Source organism: Bradyrhizobium sp. WSM4874 (assembly GCF_055811835.1).
In genome coordinates, this window is record NZ_JBVVPR010000003.1 from 1 (window position 1) to 18,353 (window position 18,353).

At 64.7% G+C, this 18,353-nt stretch carries 18 protein-coding genes; 11 read left to right on the forward strand and 7 right to left on the reverse strand.

Going from position 1 to position 18,353, the window contains the following annotated elements:
- Positions 1–145: 145 nt before the first annotated feature.
- The 3 genes from AC0L3P_RS03905 to AC0L3P_RS03915 are packed head-to-tail and all read right to left on the reverse strand — an operon-like array spanning position 146 to position 3,333.
- A complete protein-coding gene (locus AC0L3P_RS03905) occupies positions 146–1,855 on the reverse strand; it encodes an FAD-dependent oxidoreductase (protein ID WP_473301028.1) in 1,710 nt (569 codons plus the stop codon).
- Between the two features lie 43 nt (positions 1,856–1,898).
- Entirely contained in the window at positions 1,899–2,366 is a 468-nt protein-coding gene (locus tag AC0L3P_RS03910; RefSeq protein WP_473301029.1) for a MarR family winged helix-turn-helix transcriptional regulator, read from the reverse strand.
- 43 nt (positions 2,367–2,409) lie between these two features.
- The gene (locus AC0L3P_RS03915) at positions 2,410–3,333 is read right to left on the reverse strand and encodes a LysR family transcriptional regulator (RefSeq protein ID WP_354206491.1); all 924 of its coding nucleotides are present in this window, start codon (positions 3,331–3,333) and stop codon (positions 2,410–2,412) included.
- Positions 3,334–3,440: 107 nt separating this feature from the next.
- Between AC0L3P_RS03915 and AC0L3P_RS03920 the strand changes: the two genes are divergently transcribed.
- The 11 genes from AC0L3P_RS03920 (at position 3,441) to AC0L3P_RS03970 (ending at position 14,306) form a co-directional block, all read left to right on the forward strand.
- A complete protein-coding gene (locus tag AC0L3P_RS03920) occupies positions 3,441–3,764 on the forward strand; it encodes a Dabb family protein (protein WP_473301030.1) in 324 nt (107 codons plus the stop codon).
- The gene (locus AC0L3P_RS03925) at positions 3,761–4,840 is read left to right on the forward strand and encodes a maleylacetate reductase (RefSeq protein WP_473301031.1); all 1,080 of its coding nucleotides are present in this window, start codon (positions 3,761–3,763) and stop codon (positions 4,838–4,840) included. Before AC0L3P_RS03920 ends, AC0L3P_RS03925 begins: the two co-directional genes overlap by 4 nt.
- Positions 4,841–4,844: 4 nt before the next feature.
- Complete coding sequence (locus AC0L3P_RS03930; protein WP_473301032.1) at positions 4,845–6,215, forward strand: amidohydrolase family protein; 1,371 nt, start codon at positions 4,845–4,847, stop codon at positions 6,213–6,215.
- Between the two features lie 20 nt (positions 6,216–6,235).
- On the forward strand, positions 6,236–7,138 hold the full coding sequence (locus tag AC0L3P_RS03935; protein ID WP_275167569.1) for an NAD(P)-dependent oxidoreductase: 903 nt from the start codon (positions 6,236–6,238) through the stop codon (positions 7,136–7,138).
- Positions 7,139–7,153: 15 nt separating this feature from the next.
- Positions 7,154–8,038, forward strand: a complete 885-nt coding sequence (locus AC0L3P_RS03940) for an intradiol ring-cleavage dioxygenase (protein ID WP_473301033.1) — start codon at positions 7,154–7,156, stop codon at positions 8,036–8,038.
- 48 nt (positions 8,039–8,086) lie between these two features.
- Positions 8,087–9,481: an FAD-linked oxidase C-terminal domain-containing protein gene (locus AC0L3P_RS03945; protein WP_473301034.1), complete on the forward strand. Its 1,395-nt coding sequence runs from the start codon at positions 8,087–8,089 to the stop codon at positions 9,479–9,481.
- On the forward strand, positions 9,478–11,004 hold the full coding sequence (locus AC0L3P_RS03950) for a sugar ABC transporter ATP-binding protein (RefSeq protein WP_473301035.1): 1,527 nt from the start codon (positions 9,478–9,480) through the stop codon (positions 11,002–11,004). Before AC0L3P_RS03945 ends, AC0L3P_RS03950 begins: the two co-directional genes overlap by 4 nt.
- Complete coding sequence (locus AC0L3P_RS03955) at positions 10,997–11,947, forward strand: ABC transporter permease (protein WP_473301036.1); 951 nt, start codon at positions 10,997–10,999, stop codon at positions 11,945–11,947. Before AC0L3P_RS03950 ends, AC0L3P_RS03955 begins: the two co-directional genes overlap by 8 nt.
- Positions 11,944–12,921: an ABC transporter permease gene (locus AC0L3P_RS03960; RefSeq protein WP_473301037.1), complete on the forward strand. Its 978-nt coding sequence runs from the start codon at positions 11,944–11,946 to the stop codon at positions 12,919–12,921. Before AC0L3P_RS03955 ends, AC0L3P_RS03960 begins: the two co-directional genes overlap by 4 nt.
- Positions 12,922–12,963: 42 nt before the next feature.
- Entirely contained in the window at positions 12,964–13,938 is a 975-nt protein-coding gene (locus AC0L3P_RS03965; RefSeq protein WP_199198270.1) for a sugar ABC transporter substrate-binding protein, read from the forward strand.
- An 80-nt stretch (positions 13,939–14,018) separates the two neighbouring features.
- Positions 14,019–14,306 (forward strand): YciI family protein, encoded by a 288-nt coding sequence (locus AC0L3P_RS03970; RefSeq protein WP_275167576.1) that lies wholly within the window; start codon positions 14,019–14,021, stop codon positions 14,304–14,306.
- Between the two features lie 177 nt (positions 14,307–14,483).
- Here AC0L3P_RS03970 and AC0L3P_RS03975 read toward each other — a convergent pair whose 3' ends face one another.
- Genes AC0L3P_RS03975 through AC0L3P_RS03990 form a run of 4 tightly spaced genes read right to left on the reverse strand, consistent with a single transcriptional unit; the run spans position 14,484 to position 18,343 of the window.
- The gene (locus AC0L3P_RS03975; RefSeq protein ID WP_275167577.1) at positions 14,484–15,476 is read right to left on the reverse strand and encodes an ABC transporter ATP-binding protein; all 993 of its coding nucleotides are present in this window, start codon (positions 15,474–15,476) and stop codon (positions 14,484–14,486) included.
- Positions 15,473–16,462 carry an ABC transporter ATP-binding protein gene (locus AC0L3P_RS03980; protein WP_473301038.1) on the reverse strand — a complete coding sequence of 330 codons (990 nt, stop codon included), beginning with the start codon at positions 16,460–16,462 and terminating at the stop codon, positions 15,473–15,475. Before AC0L3P_RS03980 ends, AC0L3P_RS03975 begins: the two co-directional genes overlap by 4 nt.
- 19 nt (positions 16,463–16,481) lie before the next feature.
- Entirely contained in the window at positions 16,482–17,405 is a 924-nt protein-coding gene (locus AC0L3P_RS03985; RefSeq protein WP_354055885.1) for an ABC transporter permease, read from the reverse strand.
- Positions 17,402–18,343 carry an ABC transporter permease gene (locus tag AC0L3P_RS03990; protein ID WP_106942294.1) on the reverse strand — a complete coding sequence of 314 codons (942 nt, stop codon included), beginning with the start codon at positions 18,341–18,343 and terminating at the stop codon, positions 17,402–17,404. The genes AC0L3P_RS03985 and AC0L3P_RS03990 overlap by 4 nt, the downstream gene beginning before the upstream one ends.
- Between the last annotated feature and the right edge of the window lie 10 nt (positions 18,344–18,353).

Genomic DNA, 18,353 nt, shown 5'->3' on the forward strand with positions numbered 1-18,353 from the left:
ACCGCATCGGACGAAAGCGTCTGTTCCTGGCCGGCGTGGTGCTCGCAGCCATCTCGATGTTTGCATTCTACGGTGTGATTTTTCGATTTGTTGTCTTGTTGTTGTTGGCCGCGCAGCCGCTGATCGGATGCGGCGGCAGGATCGATCAGCTGGCCAGGCGCGCGACGTCGCTCGCGCTGTGTCCAAGTGCGCGGGCGAGGACGCCTCCGATCATCCCGGCCTGTGACGCGCTGCCGCGCCAGGCCACGATCTGGTCGGGGCGTATCAAAGCGAGATCGGCGTCGTAGAGATCGCGCAGGGATTTCGGCAGCGTGACGAGTTTCACATCGACCCCGATCGCGCGGATGGTCTCGGCAACTGACGCGTGCGCGGACATGACCTCGCCGAACTGGAGCAGCGTCCACTCGAACCCGAACAGGTCGTACAGGGAGACGCCGTCGTCCAACCACGCATGCGGGGCGCGGCCGCCGGGACAGGCGCTCGGAACGTAGACGTTCGCGGCGTCCGGCGGCGGCTGGCTGCCATCGGAAACGATGATCGGCGAGCCGTCGTAACGCCCCCCGAAGGTGACGCCGGGGATGTTGAATTCGGCGCGGGCGTGCTGCTCGAGATAGACGCCCGCCGTCCGCCGCGCCTCGTCTCCGGCGTCGGTGGCATCCTCGATGTCAGGCGCGGGAGCGAACAGACCGAGCGAGTCGGCAAAGCGACGCGCATAATCGGTGTTGCGCAGCGCCACCGGACGCCGCTCGACCTCATAGCTGTCGAGCAGCCCCGCCGGGCTCACGCCCTTGACGACGCTTGCGAGCTTCCAGCCGAGATTGACCGCATCCTCGATCGCGGTGTTGTAGCCAAGCCCGCCGGTCGGCGTGAACAGATGGGCCGCGTCGCCGCCAAGGAACACCCTGCCCCGCTGCATTCCATTCGCGACCAGCGCGTGACCGGCGGTCCAGGTCAGGAACGAGAGCACCTCGCAATCGATCGGTGCGCCGCAGGCGCGCTGGAACGCGGCTTTGGCTTCGTCGATGGTGATCGCAGTTTCGTCCTCATCGGACCGAAGCTGCGTATGAAACGCAAACTCGTCGCGACCGTTCACGGATGCCATGAAGGCGCGGCGGTCGCCGTTGAAGCAATTATACATCCACGCCCTAGCGTGCGGGATGCTCGCGTAGAAGCCGGGCGAACGGAGATAGACCGCCAACATGCGGCCGCCCATGAAATCACGCTGCATTCCGGTTTCGCCGCCGTAGGCAATCCCGAGCGATTGCCGGACCATCGAGCGGGGCCCGTCCGCTCCGACCAGGAAGTCGGCCCGGATCTGAAATCGGCTGCCATCATCGAGACATTCGACGTCGGCAACGATGCCGTCGCCGCTCTCTACGTAGCCGATCAGCCTGTGGCTGTAGTTGAGCTTCACTCCGGGGATTCTCTCGGCATGGCGGCGCAGCACCGCTTCGACATATTTTTGCGAGACCCGATGCGGCAGTTCGGCCGCGCTCCAGGAGCCCGACATGCCCTTGACGAGCTCGCCCGCGCGTGACGATGACGGCAACTGAAATCGGGCCAGCTCGTAACCGGTGTAGCGCGTGAAGTACGCAACGTCGGTCGGATAATCCGCTGGCAGACCTTCGCGTCGGATTTCGTCGGCAAAACCCAGCCGCCGATAGTGCTCCATCGAGCGCGCCTGCGTCGCATTGGCTTGCGGATTGAATGCCGTGCCCGGCTTTTCATCGACCAGGATCGCGGACACGCCGCGCCGGCCGAGCTCGTTGGCGAGCATCAGGCCGCAGGGCCCCCCGCCCACGATGAGCACCGAGGCCGTCAGACATGTTTCCAAGACGCTTCTCCCTACCAGCATTCTGCATGGTAAGGTAGCCTGACGATATCGTCAAGCAGCCTGACTAACCCACGTCGTCGAGCGTGTCGAACGTCGCGCCATAGATCGCCAGTCCCTTCAGGATCGCATCCATCGTGGCCTTGCCGAGCTCGGCGCGCATCTCCTGTTCTGCGACGTCGACCGCATCGCGGAACGCATCGAGCCATTTGCGCCCGGCTGGCGTAAACATGACGATGCGCGCACGCCGATCGGTCGGATCGGCGATGCGATCGACCAGGCCGAGTTCGGCGCATTGATCGACCAGCTCGCCCATCGCCTGCTTGCTCATGGAAGCACGGCGGGCGAGCTCCGTCAGTCTGGTCCCCTCCACGTCGAGATTGCGTGTGAGACCGACATGCGCGATCCGCGTTTCGCCGTGCCCCTTCTCGCTCATCAGTTCGAGCACACGACTTTCGAAGCGCCGCACCGCGTTGTTGAGCAGCCGACCGATGTTGGCATGCCGCCATGCGGTGCCGGATGTCCTGGCTTTCAATGGATGTGCCTTCTACAAAGCCGCCTGAATTCGAAAATGTCGCTCACTTCGCCGCGTCGATCCAGATCCCCGGCTGCGAATGCTCGCGGATGTGGCTGACAAGGAAGTCGGAAAACACCCTGATCTTGGCGGGCAATCCGGCACGGTTCTGGTAGGCGATGTTCATCGTGAGCAGCGGCAGCTCCCACTCCAACAGGACCGGGACGAGACGGCCCGCCGCGATATCGCTTTGCACGATGTACAGAGGCTGGATGAGAATGCCGAGCCCCGCCAGTGCGGCACCGCGGATGACCTGGCCGTCATTGCTATCGAGCGTCGGCGTGATGCGAACAGTCTGCGCGCCATTGCCCTTGCGCAGGCGCAGCGAATAGGGATCGTTGGCGAGATTGTAGACCAGCATGTTATGGCGCGCGAGATCGACGGGCTGTTCCGGCTCGCCGCAGCTTGCGAGATATGACGGCGCAGCAGCGAGCACACGCCGCATCTGGCCAATGCGGCGGACGATGATGTTCGAATCCGGCTCCTGCTCGCGCGTCCTGATCGCCACGTCGATGCCGGCCTCGATGAAATCGGAGTACCGGTTAGCGGTGGTGATCTGCATGTTGAGCTTCGGATAGCGCGCGCGGAAGGCCGGCAGCATCGGCGCCAGATAGATCACCGCAAAGGACAGTGAACTCGTGACCCGCAGCGTGCCCTGCGGCGACAGCGCGCGATCGCTGACGATGTCCTCTGCTTCCGCCAGTTCGCTCAAAACCCGGCTCGAGCGCTCCAGCAGCTCCTGCCCCGCCTCCGTCAACCACAGCCGACGGGTGTTGCGCTCGATCAGCCGGACAGCAAGGCGCTCCTCGAGCGCGCTGAGATGGCGGCTGGCGGCAGCATTCGACATGCGCAGAGCTTCGGCAGCTTTGGACAGGCTGCCGAGCTCGGCCGTCTTGGCGAACACTTCCAACTGGAGCAGGCGGTCCATTTTTTCGCAAATAGGAAAAGAGACTTACGATTATTGATCTTTATTTCCGCATCCCGCAAGTCAAAATAGCCCAAACACAACCAAGATAGCAGGCGAGGAAACAGGAAATGTCGGGCCCGATCAGGCACATCGTGATGTGGCGGCTGCGCGGGGAGACGCCAACGGAGCGTTCCGCAGCCCGGGTCAAGGTCAAGACCCTGTTCGAGGGGCTGCGCGGCCGGATCGATGGCCTCACCCATATCGAAGTCGGTCTCGATGTCAGCGATGTCGACTACGCCTGCGACGTCGTTCTGTTCTCCGAATTCACCGACCACGCTGCGCTCGCGGCCTATGCCACCCACCCGGAACATTTGCGCGTGCGCGAGGCGCTGGGCGACTTGCGGATCGGACGCTTCCAGGTCGATTATCCCATCAAAGAGACCGGCGCATGATCGGTACGTTCACCTTTGAAAACCTGCCCTGCCGCGTCGTGTTCGGCAGCGGAACGCTTGCCTCGGCCAAGGCCGAGGTCGAGCGTCTCGGCGGCAAGCGCGCGCTGGTGCTGACGACGCCGCATCAGGAGGCGCAGGGCAAAAGCTTGGGCGCGGCGCTCGGTCCGCTTTACGCCGGCATCTTTCCGGGCGCGACCATGCACACGCCGGTCGAGGTCACGGAGCGGGCGCTCGCGGCGATGAAGGCCTGCGAGGCCGACTGCGTCATTTCCCTCGGTGGCGGATCCACGACCGGACTTGGCAAGGCGCTGGCCCTGCGCACCGGAATCAACCAGCTCTGCATTCCCACCACTTATGCCGGCTCGGAGATGACGCCGATCGTCGGCCAGACCGAGAACGGCCTGAAGACCACGGTACGCGACGCCGCCATCCTGCCGGAGACCGTGATCTACGATGTCGATCTCACTTTGAGTCTGCCGGCGAGCCTGGCCGCGACATCGGGCATCAACGCGATCGCGCATGCGGCCGAAGCGCTCTACGCGCGCGACACCAATCCTGTCACGTCACTGATGGCGGAAGAAGGCATTCGCGCGTTGGCACGTGCCCTGCCCGCGATCGCCGCCTCGGGCGACGTCGGCGAGGCTCGCACCGAAGCGCTCTATGGCGCCTGGCTGTGCGGCGTCTGCCTCGGCTCCGTCGGCATGGCGCTGCATCACAAGCTCTGCCACACGCTCGGCGGCACCTTCGACCTGCCGCATGCCGAGACCCACACCATCGTGCTGCCGCATGCGCTGGCCTACAACGCGCCCGCTGTGCCTGACGCGATGGCGCGGATATCACGCGCGATCGGCGTCGCCGACGCATCGCAGGGACTTTTTGAGCTCGCGAAGCGGCTGGGTGCGAAGGTCGCATTGCGCGACATCGGCATGCCCGAAAGCGGTATCGACAAGGCCGCGGATCTCGCGGTCACCAACGCCTACTGGAACCCGCGCCCGCTCGAACGCAACGCCATCCGCGATCTGATCGCGCGCGCCTGGGCCGGTGAGCCGCCTGTCCCCAGCAAAGCGGCGGTTTGATTCGATGCGGCGCACGCTGATCAAATCCGCGGCCGTCATCAGCATGGATGATGCGATCGGCGATCTGCCTGACGGCGACGTGCTGATCGAGGGGAGCCGCATCGTTGACGTGCGCCCATCGATCGACGTCGGCAGCGCGGCCGAAACGGAGATCGTCGACGGCACCGGCCGCATCGTCATCCCCGGCCTGATCAACGCCCATATGCACACCTGGCAAACGGGCTTGCGCGGCTATGCTGCCAACTGGACGTTGCTGGAATATTTCCGCCACATGCATGCCGGGCTCGCGACGGTCTTCAGGCCCGAGGACATCTATATCGCGACCTTGGTGGGCGCGCTGAATCAGATCAACCACGGCACCACCACGCTGGTCGACTGGTGCCACAACAATCCGACGCCCGATCATACCGACGCCGCCGTGCGCGGCCTGATCGAGAGCGGTATCCGCGCGGCCTTCTTCCACGGCTCGCCCAAGCCCGAGCCGAAACCGGGCGAACCGCACTTCTCGGAGATCCCACATCCACGCCGTGAGGTCGAGCGACTGCTGGCGGGGCCCCTCGCCGACCGCGACGGCCTCGTCACGCTTGGGCTCGCGATCCTTGGCCCGCACTATTCGACGCTCGACGTCGCCATGCACGATTTCCGCATGGCGCGCGAGTTCAAGCTGATCGCCTCGATGCATCAGGGCGGTGGTCCCGCCAAGACGCCTGACGGCTGGGAGAAGCTGATCGGGGCCGGCCTCGTCGGCTCCGGCGTCAACATCGTCCACGGCAATGACCTGCCTGATGATCTCCTCGATCGGATGGTCGATCTCGGCGTCTCCTTCTCGGTGACGCCGGAGAACGAAATGATCCAGGGCCACGGCTTTCCCATCACCGGACGGCTGCTCAAGCGGGGCGTGCGGCCGACCATCGGCGTCGATCTGGAATCCGTGCTGGGCGGCGACCTCTTCTCCGCCGCGCGCGTTGCGCTCTCGATGCAGCGGGCACTCGACAACACGGAGTCGCGCAAGGCCAGCGGCGCCATTCCGCCGACGACCACGATCCCCGTCCGCGAGGCGCTGCGCTGGATCACGGCGGAAGGCGCCCGCATGCTCGGTCGCGAGGGCCAGATCGGCTCGCTGACGCCGGGCAAGCTCGCCGACCTCGTCATCATCGATTGCTCCGATCTCAACCTCGTCCCGGTGCACGATCCCGTTTCCACCGTGGTGATGCAGACGAGCCTTGCCAATATCGAGGCTGTGATGATCGGCGGCGTCTGGAAGAAGCGGAATGGTTGGCTGCTGGCCGACGGTCTGGAGGCAAAAAAGCAACTGCTCGTGCAATCCGGCCGGCGGCTGGTGCAGGACATCGAACGACAGGGACACGCCGCCTGAGGGCGTCAAGGACAACAACAATGACAGCTTTTTCGAAGAACATCGCTTTCATCGGGATCGGCAAGATGGGCCTGCCGATGTCGGTGCTCGTCGCCAAGGCCGGTTATGCTGTGACCGCGTTCGACCGGAGCGCCGCACGGCTCGACGAGGCGCGCGCGCAGGGCATTTCGATTGCCGCTTCACCGGCCCAGGCCGTCGACGGCAAGGCCACGATCGTCACGTCCTTGCCCGATGACGCGGCCTTGCGCGGCGCATTGCTCGGCCCCACCGGCCTCATAGCCGCGATGGCTGCTGGATCTGTCCTGATCGAGACCAGCACCGTGAGCATCGAGGCTTCCGCAGAGGTCGACGCCGCCGCCCAGGCGCGCGGTGTCCTCTACCTGCGTGCGCCGGTCTCGGGCAATGCCAGCATCGTCCACACCGGCGCCCTGAGCTGCTTCGTCTCGGGCCCGAAGGACGCCTACGAAAACGCAAAGCCGCTGTTCGCCGCCTTCACCCGCGCCCAGACCTACCTCGGACCTGGCGAGGAAGCGCGATATGCGAAGCTTGCGGTCAATCTGATGATCGCGGTATCGGCCGCCATGATGGCGGAGAGCCTGGCGCTGGCGCGCAAGGGCGGCATCGGCTGGCAGGATATTCTGAAAGTTCTCGACGATAGCGCGGTCGCCTCACCGATGGTGAAATACAAGACCGCGCCGCTGCGCAACCGCGATTTCGAATCGACCTTCTCCTGCAGGCAGATGGCCAAGGATCTCGATCTGATCCTCGGCGCCGGCCACACCGTCGGCGTGCCGCTTCAGCTCGCAGCCCAAGTGCGGGAGACCTATGGCTCGCTGGTCGCGCAGGGCGACGGCGACGCCGATTTCATCGCGACTGTTAAGCACATCGAGCGGCTGTCCGGCCTCGGCGAGCCCAAACTCTGATTCACGGAGGCATCTATGCGTAACTTCAACGAGAACACCATCACCGACGCCGTGCTGCAGCGGATCGCGGGCGCAACCGATCAGCGGATCAAGCAGGTCAGCGAAGCGCTGGTGCGCCACCTTCATGCCTTCGTCCGCGAGGTGCGACCGACCCAGAAGGAATGGGAATACGGCATCGACTTCCTGACCCGCACCGGCCACATGTGCGACGACAAGCGCCAGGAGTTTATCCTGCTGTCGGACGCGCTCGGCGTCTCCATGCTGGTCGACGCGATCAACCATCCGGTGCCGGAAGGCGCGACCGAGACCACAGTGCTCGGTCCGTTCTTCGTGCAGGCGTCGCCCGAGAAAGACAACGGCGCTGACATCTCCGGTCCCAAGGAAGGCGATCCGATGCTCGTCACCGGATCGGTGTCGACCGTCGACGGACGGCCGCTCGCCGGCGCCGTCGTGGATGTCTGGCATTCCGACGATGATGGCTATTACGACGTGCAGCAACTCGACAAGATCGGCGATCTTGCGATGCGCGCGCGTTTCCACACCGACCAGAACGGCCGCTTCAATTTCTGGTCGATCAAGCCGGCTGCCTATCCGATCCCGCATGACGGCACGGTCGGCGACATGCTGGCGGTCCAGGGCCGCCATCCATGGCGCCCGGCGCACGTGCATTTCATGATTTCAGCGCCTGGCTTCGAGCAACTCGTGACCCATGTGTTCGTGGCCGGCGACCAGTATCTCGACAGCGATGTGGTGTTCGGCGTCAAGGACAGCTTGATTCGAGAATTTGTGCGGTGCCCGCCAGGCCGTGCGCCCGATGGTCGCATGGTGGACAGCGAATATTATCATCTCAACTATGATTTCGGCCTGAAGCAGGTCGCGAGCAACGCAAGAGCCGCATAAGCTGAACGACAAACGAGAGTCCGACGACAAGGCAGACAGGGAGCAAGGATGGGACCGCGGGTCAGCACGAGCATATTGGCCGATCGCCTCACAGGCATGATCGGCCCGCGCGCGAGCGTCGCGCGTAGCGTGCTCGATCAGCATGGGCAGAGCGAGTCGCATTATCGCAACCTGCCGCCCGACATCGTCGTCTTCCCTGAAACCACGCAGGAGGTCGCGGAGATCGTCAGGCTGTGCGCGGGCGCGAATATGCCCATCGTGCCGTTCGGCGCCGGGACCTCGCTCGAAGGCAATGCGGCCGCGGTCGCGGGCGGCGTCTGCTTCGACTTCGCACGTATGAACAAGGTGCTGACGGTGCACGACAGCGATATGGATGTCGTCGTGCAGCCCGGGATCACGCGAAAGCAGCTCAATGCGGAGCTGCGAGGCACCGGACTTTTCTTTCCGATCGATCCCGGCGCCGACGCCTCGATCGGCGGCATGACATCCACGCGCGCCTCCGGCACCATGGCGGTGCGCTACGGCACCATGAAGGACAACGTCATGGCGCTGGAGGTGGTGCTGGCCGACGGCCGCGTGATTCGGACCGCCCGGCGCGCGCGCAAGTCAGCCGCCGGTTACGATCTGACCCGCATGTTCGTCGGCGCCGAGGGCACGCTCGGTGTCATCACCGAGATCACGCTGAAGGTGCATCCCGTGCCGCAGGCGATCTCGGCCGCGGTTTGCAGCTTCGACACCTTGCACGACGCCGTGGACACCGCGATCTCCGTGATTCAGTCGGCGATTCCCGTCGCACGCATCGAGCTGCTCGACGACGTCATGATGCGCGGCATCAACGCCTATGCGAAGCTCGGCTATCGCGAAGCCCCGACCCTGTTCTTCGAATTCCACGGCTCCGAGAGCTCCGTCGCCGAGCAGGCCGAGGCCGCAGAGGCAATCGCCGCCGACCATGGCGGCCATGGCTTTGCCTGGGCCAAGGCACCGGAGGATCGCAGCCGGCTCTGGCACGCCCGCGACAATACGCTCTATGCGGGCCTGGGCCTCCGCCCCGGCGCGCGTGCCGTGATCACCGATGTCTGCGTGCCGATCTCGCGGCTGGCGGAATGCCTCACGGAGACCCGGCGTGACGCCGACGAGCACGGTTTTACGGCGCCTATCGTCGGCCATGTCGGCGACGGCAATTTCCACATGCTGATCCTGATCGATCCCGCCAGGCCGGAGGAAGTCGAAGGCGCCAAGGCGCTTCAGGCCCGGATGGTCGCCCGCGCCATTGCCATGGACGGCACCTGCACTGGCGAGCACGGCATCGGGCTCGGCAAGATCGACTATCTCACCGACGAGCTCGGCGAGGCCGTCGATGTGATGCGGTCGATCAAGACCGCGCTCGACCCTGACGGACTGATGAATCCCGGGAAGATCTTTGCAAGCGGAGCGCGCGCATGAGCACCGCCGCATTGGCCGTCGAGCCCGCCGTCTCCACGCCGCTGCTGGAGCTGCGCGGCATCAGCAAGGAGTTTCCCGGTGTAAAGGCGCTGGACGATGTGTCCTTTGCCGTCTTCCCCGGCGAAGTCCACATGTTGCTGGGCGAGAACGGCGCCGGCAAGTCGAGCCTGATGAAGGTGCTGTGCGGCGCCTATCGCGCCGATGCAGGCGAATTCTACTACAAGGGCGAGCCGGTCGCGATCAACTCGGCCGCGGACGCGCAGAAGCTCGGCATTGCCGTGATCTTCCAGGAATTCTCGCTGGTGCCCCATCTCGATATCGCCCAGAACATTTTCCTCGGCCGCGAGCCGAAGGGCCGCATCCCTGGCACGATCGACCGCAGCAAGATTCTCGCCGACGCCAGGCGTGTGCTTGGCATGATCGGGTTCGAGATCGATCCCTCCACCGTCGTCGACAAGCTGGGAGTGGCGCAGCAGCAGATGGTCGAGATCGCCAAAGCGATCAGCCAGAACGCCCGCATCCTGGTGATGGACGAGCCAACCGCGGCGCTGTCCGATCGCGAGACTGAACTGCTGTTCGCGCTGATCGCGCGGCTGAAGGCCGACGGCGTCTCCATCGTCTACATCTCGCACCGCATGGCGGAAGTGTTCGCGCTCGGCGACCGCATCACCGTGCTGCGCGACGGCCGCCGCATCGACGGCGTTCGCCCGGCTGACGTCACGCCGGACCAGCTCGTCCGCATGATGGTCGGCCGCAACGTCGACATGACCTATCCGCGCAATTTTGCCGACAAGCCCGGCGAGGTTCTGCTGGAGGTCAAGGGCCTGAGCGCCACCACCGGAATCTCGGACATCAACATCGAGGTGCGCCGCGGCGAGATCGTCGGCCTGTGTGGCCTGGTCGGCTCGGGTCGTAGCGAGGTCGCGCGTGCGATCTTCGGCGCCGATCCCGTGACCTCAGGCGAGATTGTCTTCGACGGCAAGACTATCTTCGGCGAGCCTGATCTTGCCGCCCGCCGTGGCATCGCGCTGATCCCGGAGAGCCGCAAGAGCGAGGGTCTCGCGCTGTTGCGGTCGGTGGGTGACAATCTGGTGGTGTCGGCGCTGCGAAAGCTGTTCCCGAGTGGTCTGTTCGACCAGCGTCGGGCACAGCGCACTGCCGACGGCCTGATCCGCCAGTTGCGCATTGCGACGCCGGGCGCGCGACAGACCGTCGGCCTGCTTTCGGGCGGCAATCAGCAGAAGGTCGTGATCGGCAAGTGGCTCGCCGCCGGCTCAAAACTCTTCATCTTCGATGAACCGACCCGGGGCATCGACATCGGCGCCAAGGCAGAAATCTTTGCCCTCATCGATCGCCTTGTCGCGGAGGGCGCGGCGGCGCTGATGATCTCGTCCGAACAGGTCGAGATCTGCCATGTCTGCGACCGCGCCTATGTGATGCGCGAGGGGCGCATCGCCGGGCACCTCGCGCGCAACGAGCTGACAGAGGAGAACATCGTGCGACTGGGGATGCATCATGCGTGAGGCCACGGTCGTTTCACAACCGAATCCGCTGCAACGCATTCCCGGCGTTGCCATCGTGCTGGTGCTGCTGATCGCGCTGTTCAGCACGATCGCGCCCGGCTTCCTGTCGGTCGCCAACCTCTCCAACGTGCTGGTGCAGTCGACGATCCTGACCATGCTCGCGCTGCCGATGACCTTGATCATCATGACCGAGGGGCTCGACCTGTCGATGGGCGCGGTGCTGACGCTGACCTCGCTCTGCGTCGCGATTGTCTCGCTCGCCACCCACTCGATGTTGCTCGGCCTCGGTGCCGGGCTCCTCGTCGGCACGGCCTTCGGCTTCGCCAACGGCTGGCTGGTTGCCATCGTGGGCATCCCGCCCTTTGTCGCCACGCTCGGCACGCTCGGCATGGCGCAGGGCCTTTCGCTGATCGTCAGCGACGGCCAGAGCGTGGTCGGCATCCCCCACAGCGTGCGCGACATCTATTCGGCGACGCTGCTCGGCGTGCCGGTGCCGATCGTGATGGCGCTCGTCACCTATGCGGCCTTCCATGGCCTGCTCTATCACACCCGCTTCGGCATCTACATCTTCGCGCTCGGCGGCAACAGGGAGGCGCTGCGCTATGCCGGCCTGTCGCCGAACCGGCTGCTGATCGCGGTCTATGCGATCGGCGGCGCCATGGCCGGCATCGCCGGCCTGCTGATGACGGCGCGGATGAATTCCGGTCATCCAACCGCGGGCCTTGGTCTGGAGTTCGATGCGATCGCCGCCGTTGCCGTCGGCGGCACGTCGTTCGAGCGCGGCAATGGCTGGTTGCTCGGCACGGTGCTCGGCGTGCTATCCGTGGGCGTGCTGCGCAACGGGCTGAACCTGATCTCGCTGCCGTCCTCGGTGCAGGTCGCAAGCGTCGGTGTCCTCGTCATCGTCGCGCTGTTCCTCGATGGTCTCAGGAGCCGCGCATGACCGACATCAGCAAAGAGGCCGTCGCGCCGCCCCGCTCGTTCCTGTCGCAGGACGCGATCCAGGTGTTCTATCGGCTGCTTGCGGCGCTGCTGATCTGTGCGGTGCTCGCCGTGCTCAGCGATTCCTTCCTGAGCCTCGGCAACATCCTCAATGTGCTCAGGCAGGCGAGCCTGACCTTCTTCATCGCCTCCGGCCTGACCCTGGTGGTGTTGACCGCGGGCCTCGATCTCTCCGTCGGCGCCAATGTCGCGCTGTCGGCCTGCATCGCCGGGACCGTGATCCACAAGACCGGCTCGCCGGCGCTCGGCATCCTCACCGGGCTTGCCTGCGGCGGCATCGTCGGGTTGCTCAATGGCATCATGGTCACCGCGCTCCGCATCCCCTCCTTCATCGCCACCTATGGCATGCTCTGGGTGCTGAACGGCCTCACCTATTGGTACATGGCGGGCGAAACCCTTCACGGCTTCCCGGCCGGCTTCCGCCAGATCGGCAGCGGCTATCTGTTCGGCCTGCCGATCCCGGTCTATCTGCTGCTGGTGTTCCTCGGGATTGGAACGTTGTTTGCGCAGCGAACGATCTGGGGCCAGGAAATCTATGCGATCGGCGCCAATCCGGTCGCGGCACGGCTCTCCGGCATTCCGGTCGCGCGCCGCCTTCTGCTGGTCTACGCCGTCTCCGGCACCATGGCGGGGCTCGCCTCGATCATCTTCCTGTCGCGGCTCAATTCGGCGGAGGCCGACATCGGCGAAAGCCTGACGCTGCCCGCGATCGCCGCCGTGCTGATCGGCGGCACCTCGCTGTTCGGCGGCGTCGGTACTGTCTTCGGCACCTTCATCGGCGCGCTGATCCTGACACTGGTGCTGAACGGCATGAACCTCTTGTCGGTCAGCGCCAACTGGCAGCCGCTGGTCACCGGCATCATCGTCATTCTCGCGGTCTGGCTCGACATGAAGACCCGGCGCCGCGCGCAATGAGTTCTTGAACGACCAACAAGCAAAACGAGGGATGGAGGCAACATGAAACAGAAACTGGGTTATTTGGCGCTGCCGCTGCTGATGGCGGCCGCGCTCACCACGCAAGCGCGAGCCGACGGCGAGACTATCGCCGTCTTTACCAAGAACCAGACCAATCCGTTCTTCCAGACGGTGCGGGTCGGCGCCGACAACATGGCGAAGACGCTGAACGCAAAGACGCTGCAGTATATCCCGACCAAGCCCGACAGCATTCCCGAGCAGCTCAGCCAGATCGAGGACGTCGTGGTGAAGAAGCCGAGCGCCATCGTCTTCACGCCGGTCGACTACAAGGCGATGGTACCGGGTGTCGAGAAGATCAACGACGCCAAGATCCCTGTCGTCAACATCACTGATCGCTCCGCCGGCGGCAAGTTCCTGTCCTTCGTCGGCGCCGACGATTACAGCCTCGGGCTCGAGACCGCGCGCTTCCTGCTCAAGACGCTGGGCGGCAAGGGCAACATCGTCATCATCGAAGGCGTCAAGGGCTCGCTGACCAATGTCGACCGCGTCCGCGGCTTCAACGACGCGCTGAAGGAAAATGCCGGTGCAAAACTGCTGGCCTCGCAGCCCGGCAATTACCAGCGGCTCCAGGCGCTCCAGGTAATGGAGAATCTGATGCAGTCGAACGCGCAGATCGACGGCGTGCTCGCGGCCAATGACGCCATGGCGGTCGGCGCGATCGAGGCACTCGACGGTGCCAACCGCAAGGCGCAGGTGATCGGCATCAACGGCACCAAGGAAGCGATCGACGCAATCAAGTCCGGCAAGCTGCTCGCAAGCGGCGACTACAACGGATTTTTTCAGGGATGCCTCGGCACCATGATGGCGATCCGCTCCCTGCGCAACCAGCCCGTCATCGCCGAGATCGTGCTGAAGCCAACCGTCATCACCAAGGACAATTACCAGCCGTTCGACGTGCCGCTGGAGCAACGCAGCTGCCCGACTTTCGAGGAAGCCAGCAAGCTTGGCGGCAAGTAACCAAGCGCATCCATCACGACAAGCCCGGACGGCCGCAGCCGCGGCCGTCCCAAGAAAACGAGACATAAACGGAGACCATCATGCTGTTCGCCATTCACGCCCTCGACCGCGCCGGCGCGCTACCGACCCGGCTCGCCAATTACGACGCCCACAAGGCTTTCCTGAGCGACACCTCGCGCTTCGGCGTCAAGATCGTGATGTCGGGGCCGTTGGTCTCCGACGACGGCGAGAGGATGATCGGCAGCCTGTTCCTGATCGAAGCCCAAAGCCGCGCTGAAGTGGAAGCCTTCAACCGAGCCGATCCGTTTGCGGCGGCCGACATCTGGGACAAGGTCACGATCACCGGCTTCCTGCGCCGCCAAGGTTGAAGGCGGCTAACAAAAAACGCGAAAACAACCCCATGCACAGTAGAATGAGGTTGTTTTTACACATGAATTTTCGTCGCAAACGCTTTTGACTCGTCGGGCAAAACAGGAGCAGAGTGGCATCCTCGCCCGAGTGTCGCCCCTGCACCTCAATCCAGAGCTTTGCCGCCCGCCCAACGGCTAGCCGCTCGCCACCGCCGCAGCTTCTTCGAGATGACAGGCCACCCACTGCTCGGGTCCAGCCGCGCGCAATGTCGGCTCCTCGGTCCGGCAGCGATCGAACACGAGCGGGCAACGGGTGTGGAAGCGGCATCCGCTCGGCGGGTTAATCGGGCTCGGCACGTCGCCCTTGAGGATGATCGGATTGCGCTGGGCACCCGGCTCCGGCAGTGGCACCGCCGAAAGCAACGCCTTGGTGTAGGGATGCTTTGGCGCGGCGAAGATCTCGTAGCGCGGCGCCACCTCGACGATCTTGCCGAGATACATCACGGCGACGCGATGGGTCATGTGCTCGACGATCGCGAGGTCGTGGCTGATGAACAGCAGCGCCAGGCCGAACTCGCGCTGGAGATCCTGCAGCAGATTGACGATCTGTGCCTTGACCGAGACGTCGAGCGCCGAGACCGCCTCGTCGCAGACGATCAGCTCGGGCTCGGCCGCGAGTGCGCGTGCGATGCCGATGCGCTGGCGCTGGCCGCCGGAGAATTCGTGCGGCCTGCGATTCAGCGCCTCGCGCGGCAGGCGCACGGTGTCCATCAGCGCCGTCACGCGGGTTTCGAGGTCGATCGCGGATTTGGCGAGGCCGAAATTGCGGATCGGCTCCGCCAGGATGTCGCGCACGCGCATGCGCGGATTGAGGCTCGAGAACGGGTCCTGGAACACCACCTGCACGCGGCGGCGCATCTGGCGCATCGTGCTCGGATGGGCGTCGTCGATGCGCTGGCCGTCGAGGATGACCTGCCCTGACGTGATGTCGAACAGTCGCAGGATCGCACGGCCGACCGTCGATTTACCGCAGCCGGACTCGCCGACCAGCGACAGCGTCTCGCCGCGCGCGATTTCGAACGACACGCCGTCCACCGCATAGACCCATTCGGACTTGCGGCTGAACATGCCCTTTTTGACCGGAAAGTGTTTCTTGAGGTCGTTGACCTGGAGCAGCGGGGGACTCATGCCGCGACCGCTCCCTTGGCCGCATAGTGGCAGGCCGCGACGTGACGAGGCCCCTTCTCTTCGAGCCCCGGCGCGTACTGCCGGCAAAGATCGGTCGCGAGCGCGCAACGTCCGGCGAAGACGCAGCCGACGATGGGCTTGCGCAGATCAGGCACCTGCCCCGGGATCTCCGCAAGCCGTCTCGCGGTACCGGTCAGTGACGAGCCGAGCCGCGGCACTGCGCCGAGCAGGCCTTGGGTATAGGGATGACGCGGCGAACGGAACAGGTCCGCCACCGGCGCCTCCTCGACCTTGCGGCCGGCATACATGACCATGACGCGTTCGGCGATCTCGGCGACCACGCCGAGATCGTGGGTGATCAGGATGATGGCCGCGCCAACCCGGTGCTTGAGATCCAGCATCAATTTCAGAATCTGCGCCTGGATCGTCACGTCGAGCGCGGTGGTCGGCTCGTCGGCAATCAGAAGCTTTGGATTGCAGGCGAGTGCAATGGCAATCATGACGCGCTGGCGCATGCCGCCGGAAAGCTGATGCGGATATTCGCGCACGCGGCGCTTCGGCTCGGGAATGCCGACCAGCACCAACATCTCGATGGCGTGCGCCTCTGCGGCTTCCTTGTCCAGGCCCTGGTGGATCATCAGCGTCTCGCGGATTTGACGCCCGACGGTCAGCACAGGATTGAGGCTGGTCATCGGCTCCTGAAAAATCATCGAGATGTCGTTGCCGCGGATGGCGCGCATCTCGCGATCCGACATTTGCAGCAGGTCCTTGCCCGCGAAGCGGATGCTGCCGGCGATTCTGCCCGGTGGTTCCGGGATCAGCCGCATCAGCGACATTGAGGTCACCGACTTGCCGCAGCCGGACTCGCCGACGATGGCGAGCGTCTCGCCCTCGTTGACATGGAACGACACACCGTCCACCGCGCGGTTGATGCCGCTGGGTGTGCGGAAGTGGGTTTGCAGATTCTCGACTTCGAGCAGTGCCATCGCGATCAGCCCCTCGCCATCAGAGGCTCTTGGCCATGCGCGGATCGAGCGCATCGCGAAGGCCGTCGCCGAGCAGGTTGACGGCGAGCACGGTGACGGACAGGAAGGCCGCCGGAAAGAACACGATGTAGGGCTTGACCTGCCACAGCGCCCGCCCCTCGGCCATGATGTTGCCCCAGGACGGAATGGTCGGCGGCGTTCCCGCGCCGATGAAGGACAGGATCGCTTCCGTGATCATCGCGCTGGCGCAAATGTAGGTCGCCTGGACCAGCATCGGCGCCACCGTGTTGGGCAGAATGTGACGCAGGATGATCATCGGTGTGCGCGTGCCGCAGGCCACCGCCGCATCCACGTAAGGCTGCTCGCGCAGCGACAGCACGACACTACGGACAAGACGGGAAACCCGCGGAATCTCGGCGACGGTGATCGCCAGGATGACGTTGCCGACGCTGCCGCGTGTCAGCGCCATCAGCGCGATCGCCAGCAGGATCGGCGGGATCGACATCAGCCCGTCCATGAAGCGCATCAAGATGCCGTCGGCCCAACGGATGAAGCCGGAGACGATGCCGATGGCGAGACCGACCGCGGAGGCGAATATCGCAACCGAGAGCCCGACCGTGAGCGAGACGCGCGCGCCGAACAGCACGCGTGAATAGATGTCGCGGCCGAGGACGTCGGTGCCAAACCAGTAAAGCGCCGACGGTGCGCGGGTGCGCTTGGCCGGCGCAAGTGCGGTCGGATCCACCGTTCCAAGATAAGGCGCAAAGATCGCGATCAGGACGAGGATCAGCAGCAACGTGCCGCCGATGGCAACGGTGGGATGGCCGCGCAGCAGCCCGATGAAGCCGCGCCGAATCGTGACCGGCCGGAGGATCTCAGGCAGTTGCGGCGCGAGGACGAAGCCCGCCGGCAGCGCTTGCGGATTGACGGTCGTGTCGGTCAATAGCGGATCCTCGGGTCAACGAGCGTATAGGTGACGTCGATCATCAGATTGACGAGGACGTAGACGAAGCTGAACAGCAGCACGATGCCCTGGATAACGGGATAATCGCGGCGCAGGATCGCGTCGATCGTGAGCCGGCCGAGGCCGGGAATCGCGAACACGCTTTCGGTGACGACCGCGCCACCGATCAGGAGCGCGATGCCGATCCCGATCACCGTGACGATCGGCACCGCCGCGTTCTTTAGCGCGTGGACGAACAGGATGCCACCCTGCCCGAGGCCCTTGGCGCGCGCGGTGCGGATATAATCCTGTTGCAGCACTTCGAGCATGGTGGCGCGCGTGATACGCGCGATCAGCGCGATGTAGACACAGCCGAGCGCGATCGCCGGCAGGATCAGGTTTTGAAGCCAGGGCCAGAAGCCCTGGGCGAGCGGCGTATAGCCTTGCACCGGAAGCCATTCGAGCTCCAGCGCGAAGACGTAAGCGAGGACATAGCCGACGACGAAGACCGGGAGCGAGAAGCCGAACACGGCAAAGGCCATGATGGCCCGGTCGATCAGGCTTCCCGCCTTCCACGCCGCCAGCACGCCGAGCGGCACCGCGACCACGATCGTGAGCAGGAGCGTGACCATCATCAGCGACAGCGTCGGCCCGAGACGCTGCCCGATCATGGTCGAGACCGGCAGATTGGTGAAGATCGAGGTGCCGAGATCGCCGTGCAGAATGCGCCAGACCCAGCTGCCGAACTGGATCAGGAAGGGTCGATCGAGGCCGAGGCTCTGACGGATGCGCTCCACATCCTCCGGACTTGCCTGATCGCCCGCGATCACCACGGCGGGATCCCCCGGCGCGATGTAGAGCAGGCTGAACACGAACAGCGCGACGATCGCCATCACTGGCAAGGTCGAGGCGATACGCCGGAGGATGTAGGAGAGCATCTGACTTCAG

Excerpts from the sequence above, each read along its gene's own strand:
- AC0L3P_RS03920 (WP_473301030.1), top strand. The coding sequence starts at position 3,441 with ATGTCGGGCCCGATCAGGCACATCGTGATGTGGCGGCTGCGCGGGGAG.
- AC0L3P_RS03905 (WP_473301028.1), bottom strand. The coding sequence starts at position 1,855 with ATGCTGGTAGGGAGAAGCGTCTTGGAAACATGTCTGACGGCCTCGGTG.
- AC0L3P_RS03990 (WP_106942294.1), bottom strand. The coding sequence starts at position 18,343 with ATGCTCTCCTACATCCTCCGGCGTATCGCCTCGACCTTGCCAGTGATG.
- AC0L3P_RS03945 (WP_473301034.1), top strand. The coding sequence starts at position 8,087 with ATGGGACCGCGGGTCAGCACGAGCATATTGGCCGATCGCCTCACAGGC.
- AC0L3P_RS03930 (WP_473301032.1), top strand. The coding sequence starts at position 4,845 with ATGCGGCGCACGCTGATCAAATCCGCGGCCGTCATCAGCATGGATGAT.
- AC0L3P_RS03980 (WP_473301038.1), bottom strand. The coding sequence starts at position 16,462 with ATGGCACTGCTCGAAGTCGAGAATCTGCAAACCCACTTCCGCACACCC.
- AC0L3P_RS03950 (WP_473301035.1), top strand. The coding sequence starts at position 9,478 with ATGAGCACCGCCGCATTGGCCGTCGAGCCCGCCGTCTCCACGCCGCTG.
- AC0L3P_RS03955 (WP_473301036.1), top strand. The coding sequence starts at position 10,997 with ATGCGTGAGGCCACGGTCGTTTCACAACCGAATCCGCTGCAACGCATT.
- AC0L3P_RS03975 (WP_275167577.1), bottom strand. The coding sequence starts at position 15,476 with ATGAGTCCCCCGCTGCTCCAGGTCAACGACCTCAAGAAACACTTTCCG.
- AC0L3P_RS03925 (WP_473301031.1), top strand. The coding sequence starts at position 3,761 with ATGATCGGTACGTTCACCTTTGAAAACCTGCCCTGCCGCGTCGTGTTC.
- AC0L3P_RS03915 (WP_354206491.1), bottom strand. The coding sequence starts at position 3,333 with ATGGACCGCCTGCTCCAGTTGGAAGTGTTCGCCAAGACGGCCGAGCTC.
- AC0L3P_RS03960 (WP_473301037.1), top strand. The coding sequence starts at position 11,944 with ATGACCGACATCAGCAAAGAGGCCGTCGCGCCGCCCCGCTCGTTCCTG.
- AC0L3P_RS03935 (WP_275167569.1), top strand. The coding sequence starts at position 6,236 with ATGACAGCTTTTTCGAAGAACATCGCTTTCATCGGGATCGGCAAGATG.
- AC0L3P_RS03940 (WP_473301033.1), top strand. The coding sequence starts at position 7,154 with ATGCGTAACTTCAACGAGAACACCATCACCGACGCCGTGCTGCAGCGG.
- AC0L3P_RS03965 (WP_199198270.1), top strand. The coding sequence starts at position 12,964 with ATGAAACAGAAACTGGGTTATTTGGCGCTGCCGCTGCTGATGGCGGCC.
- AC0L3P_RS03970 (WP_275167576.1), top strand. The coding sequence starts at position 14,019 with ATGCTGTTCGCCATTCACGCCCTCGACCGCGCCGGCGCGCTACCGACC.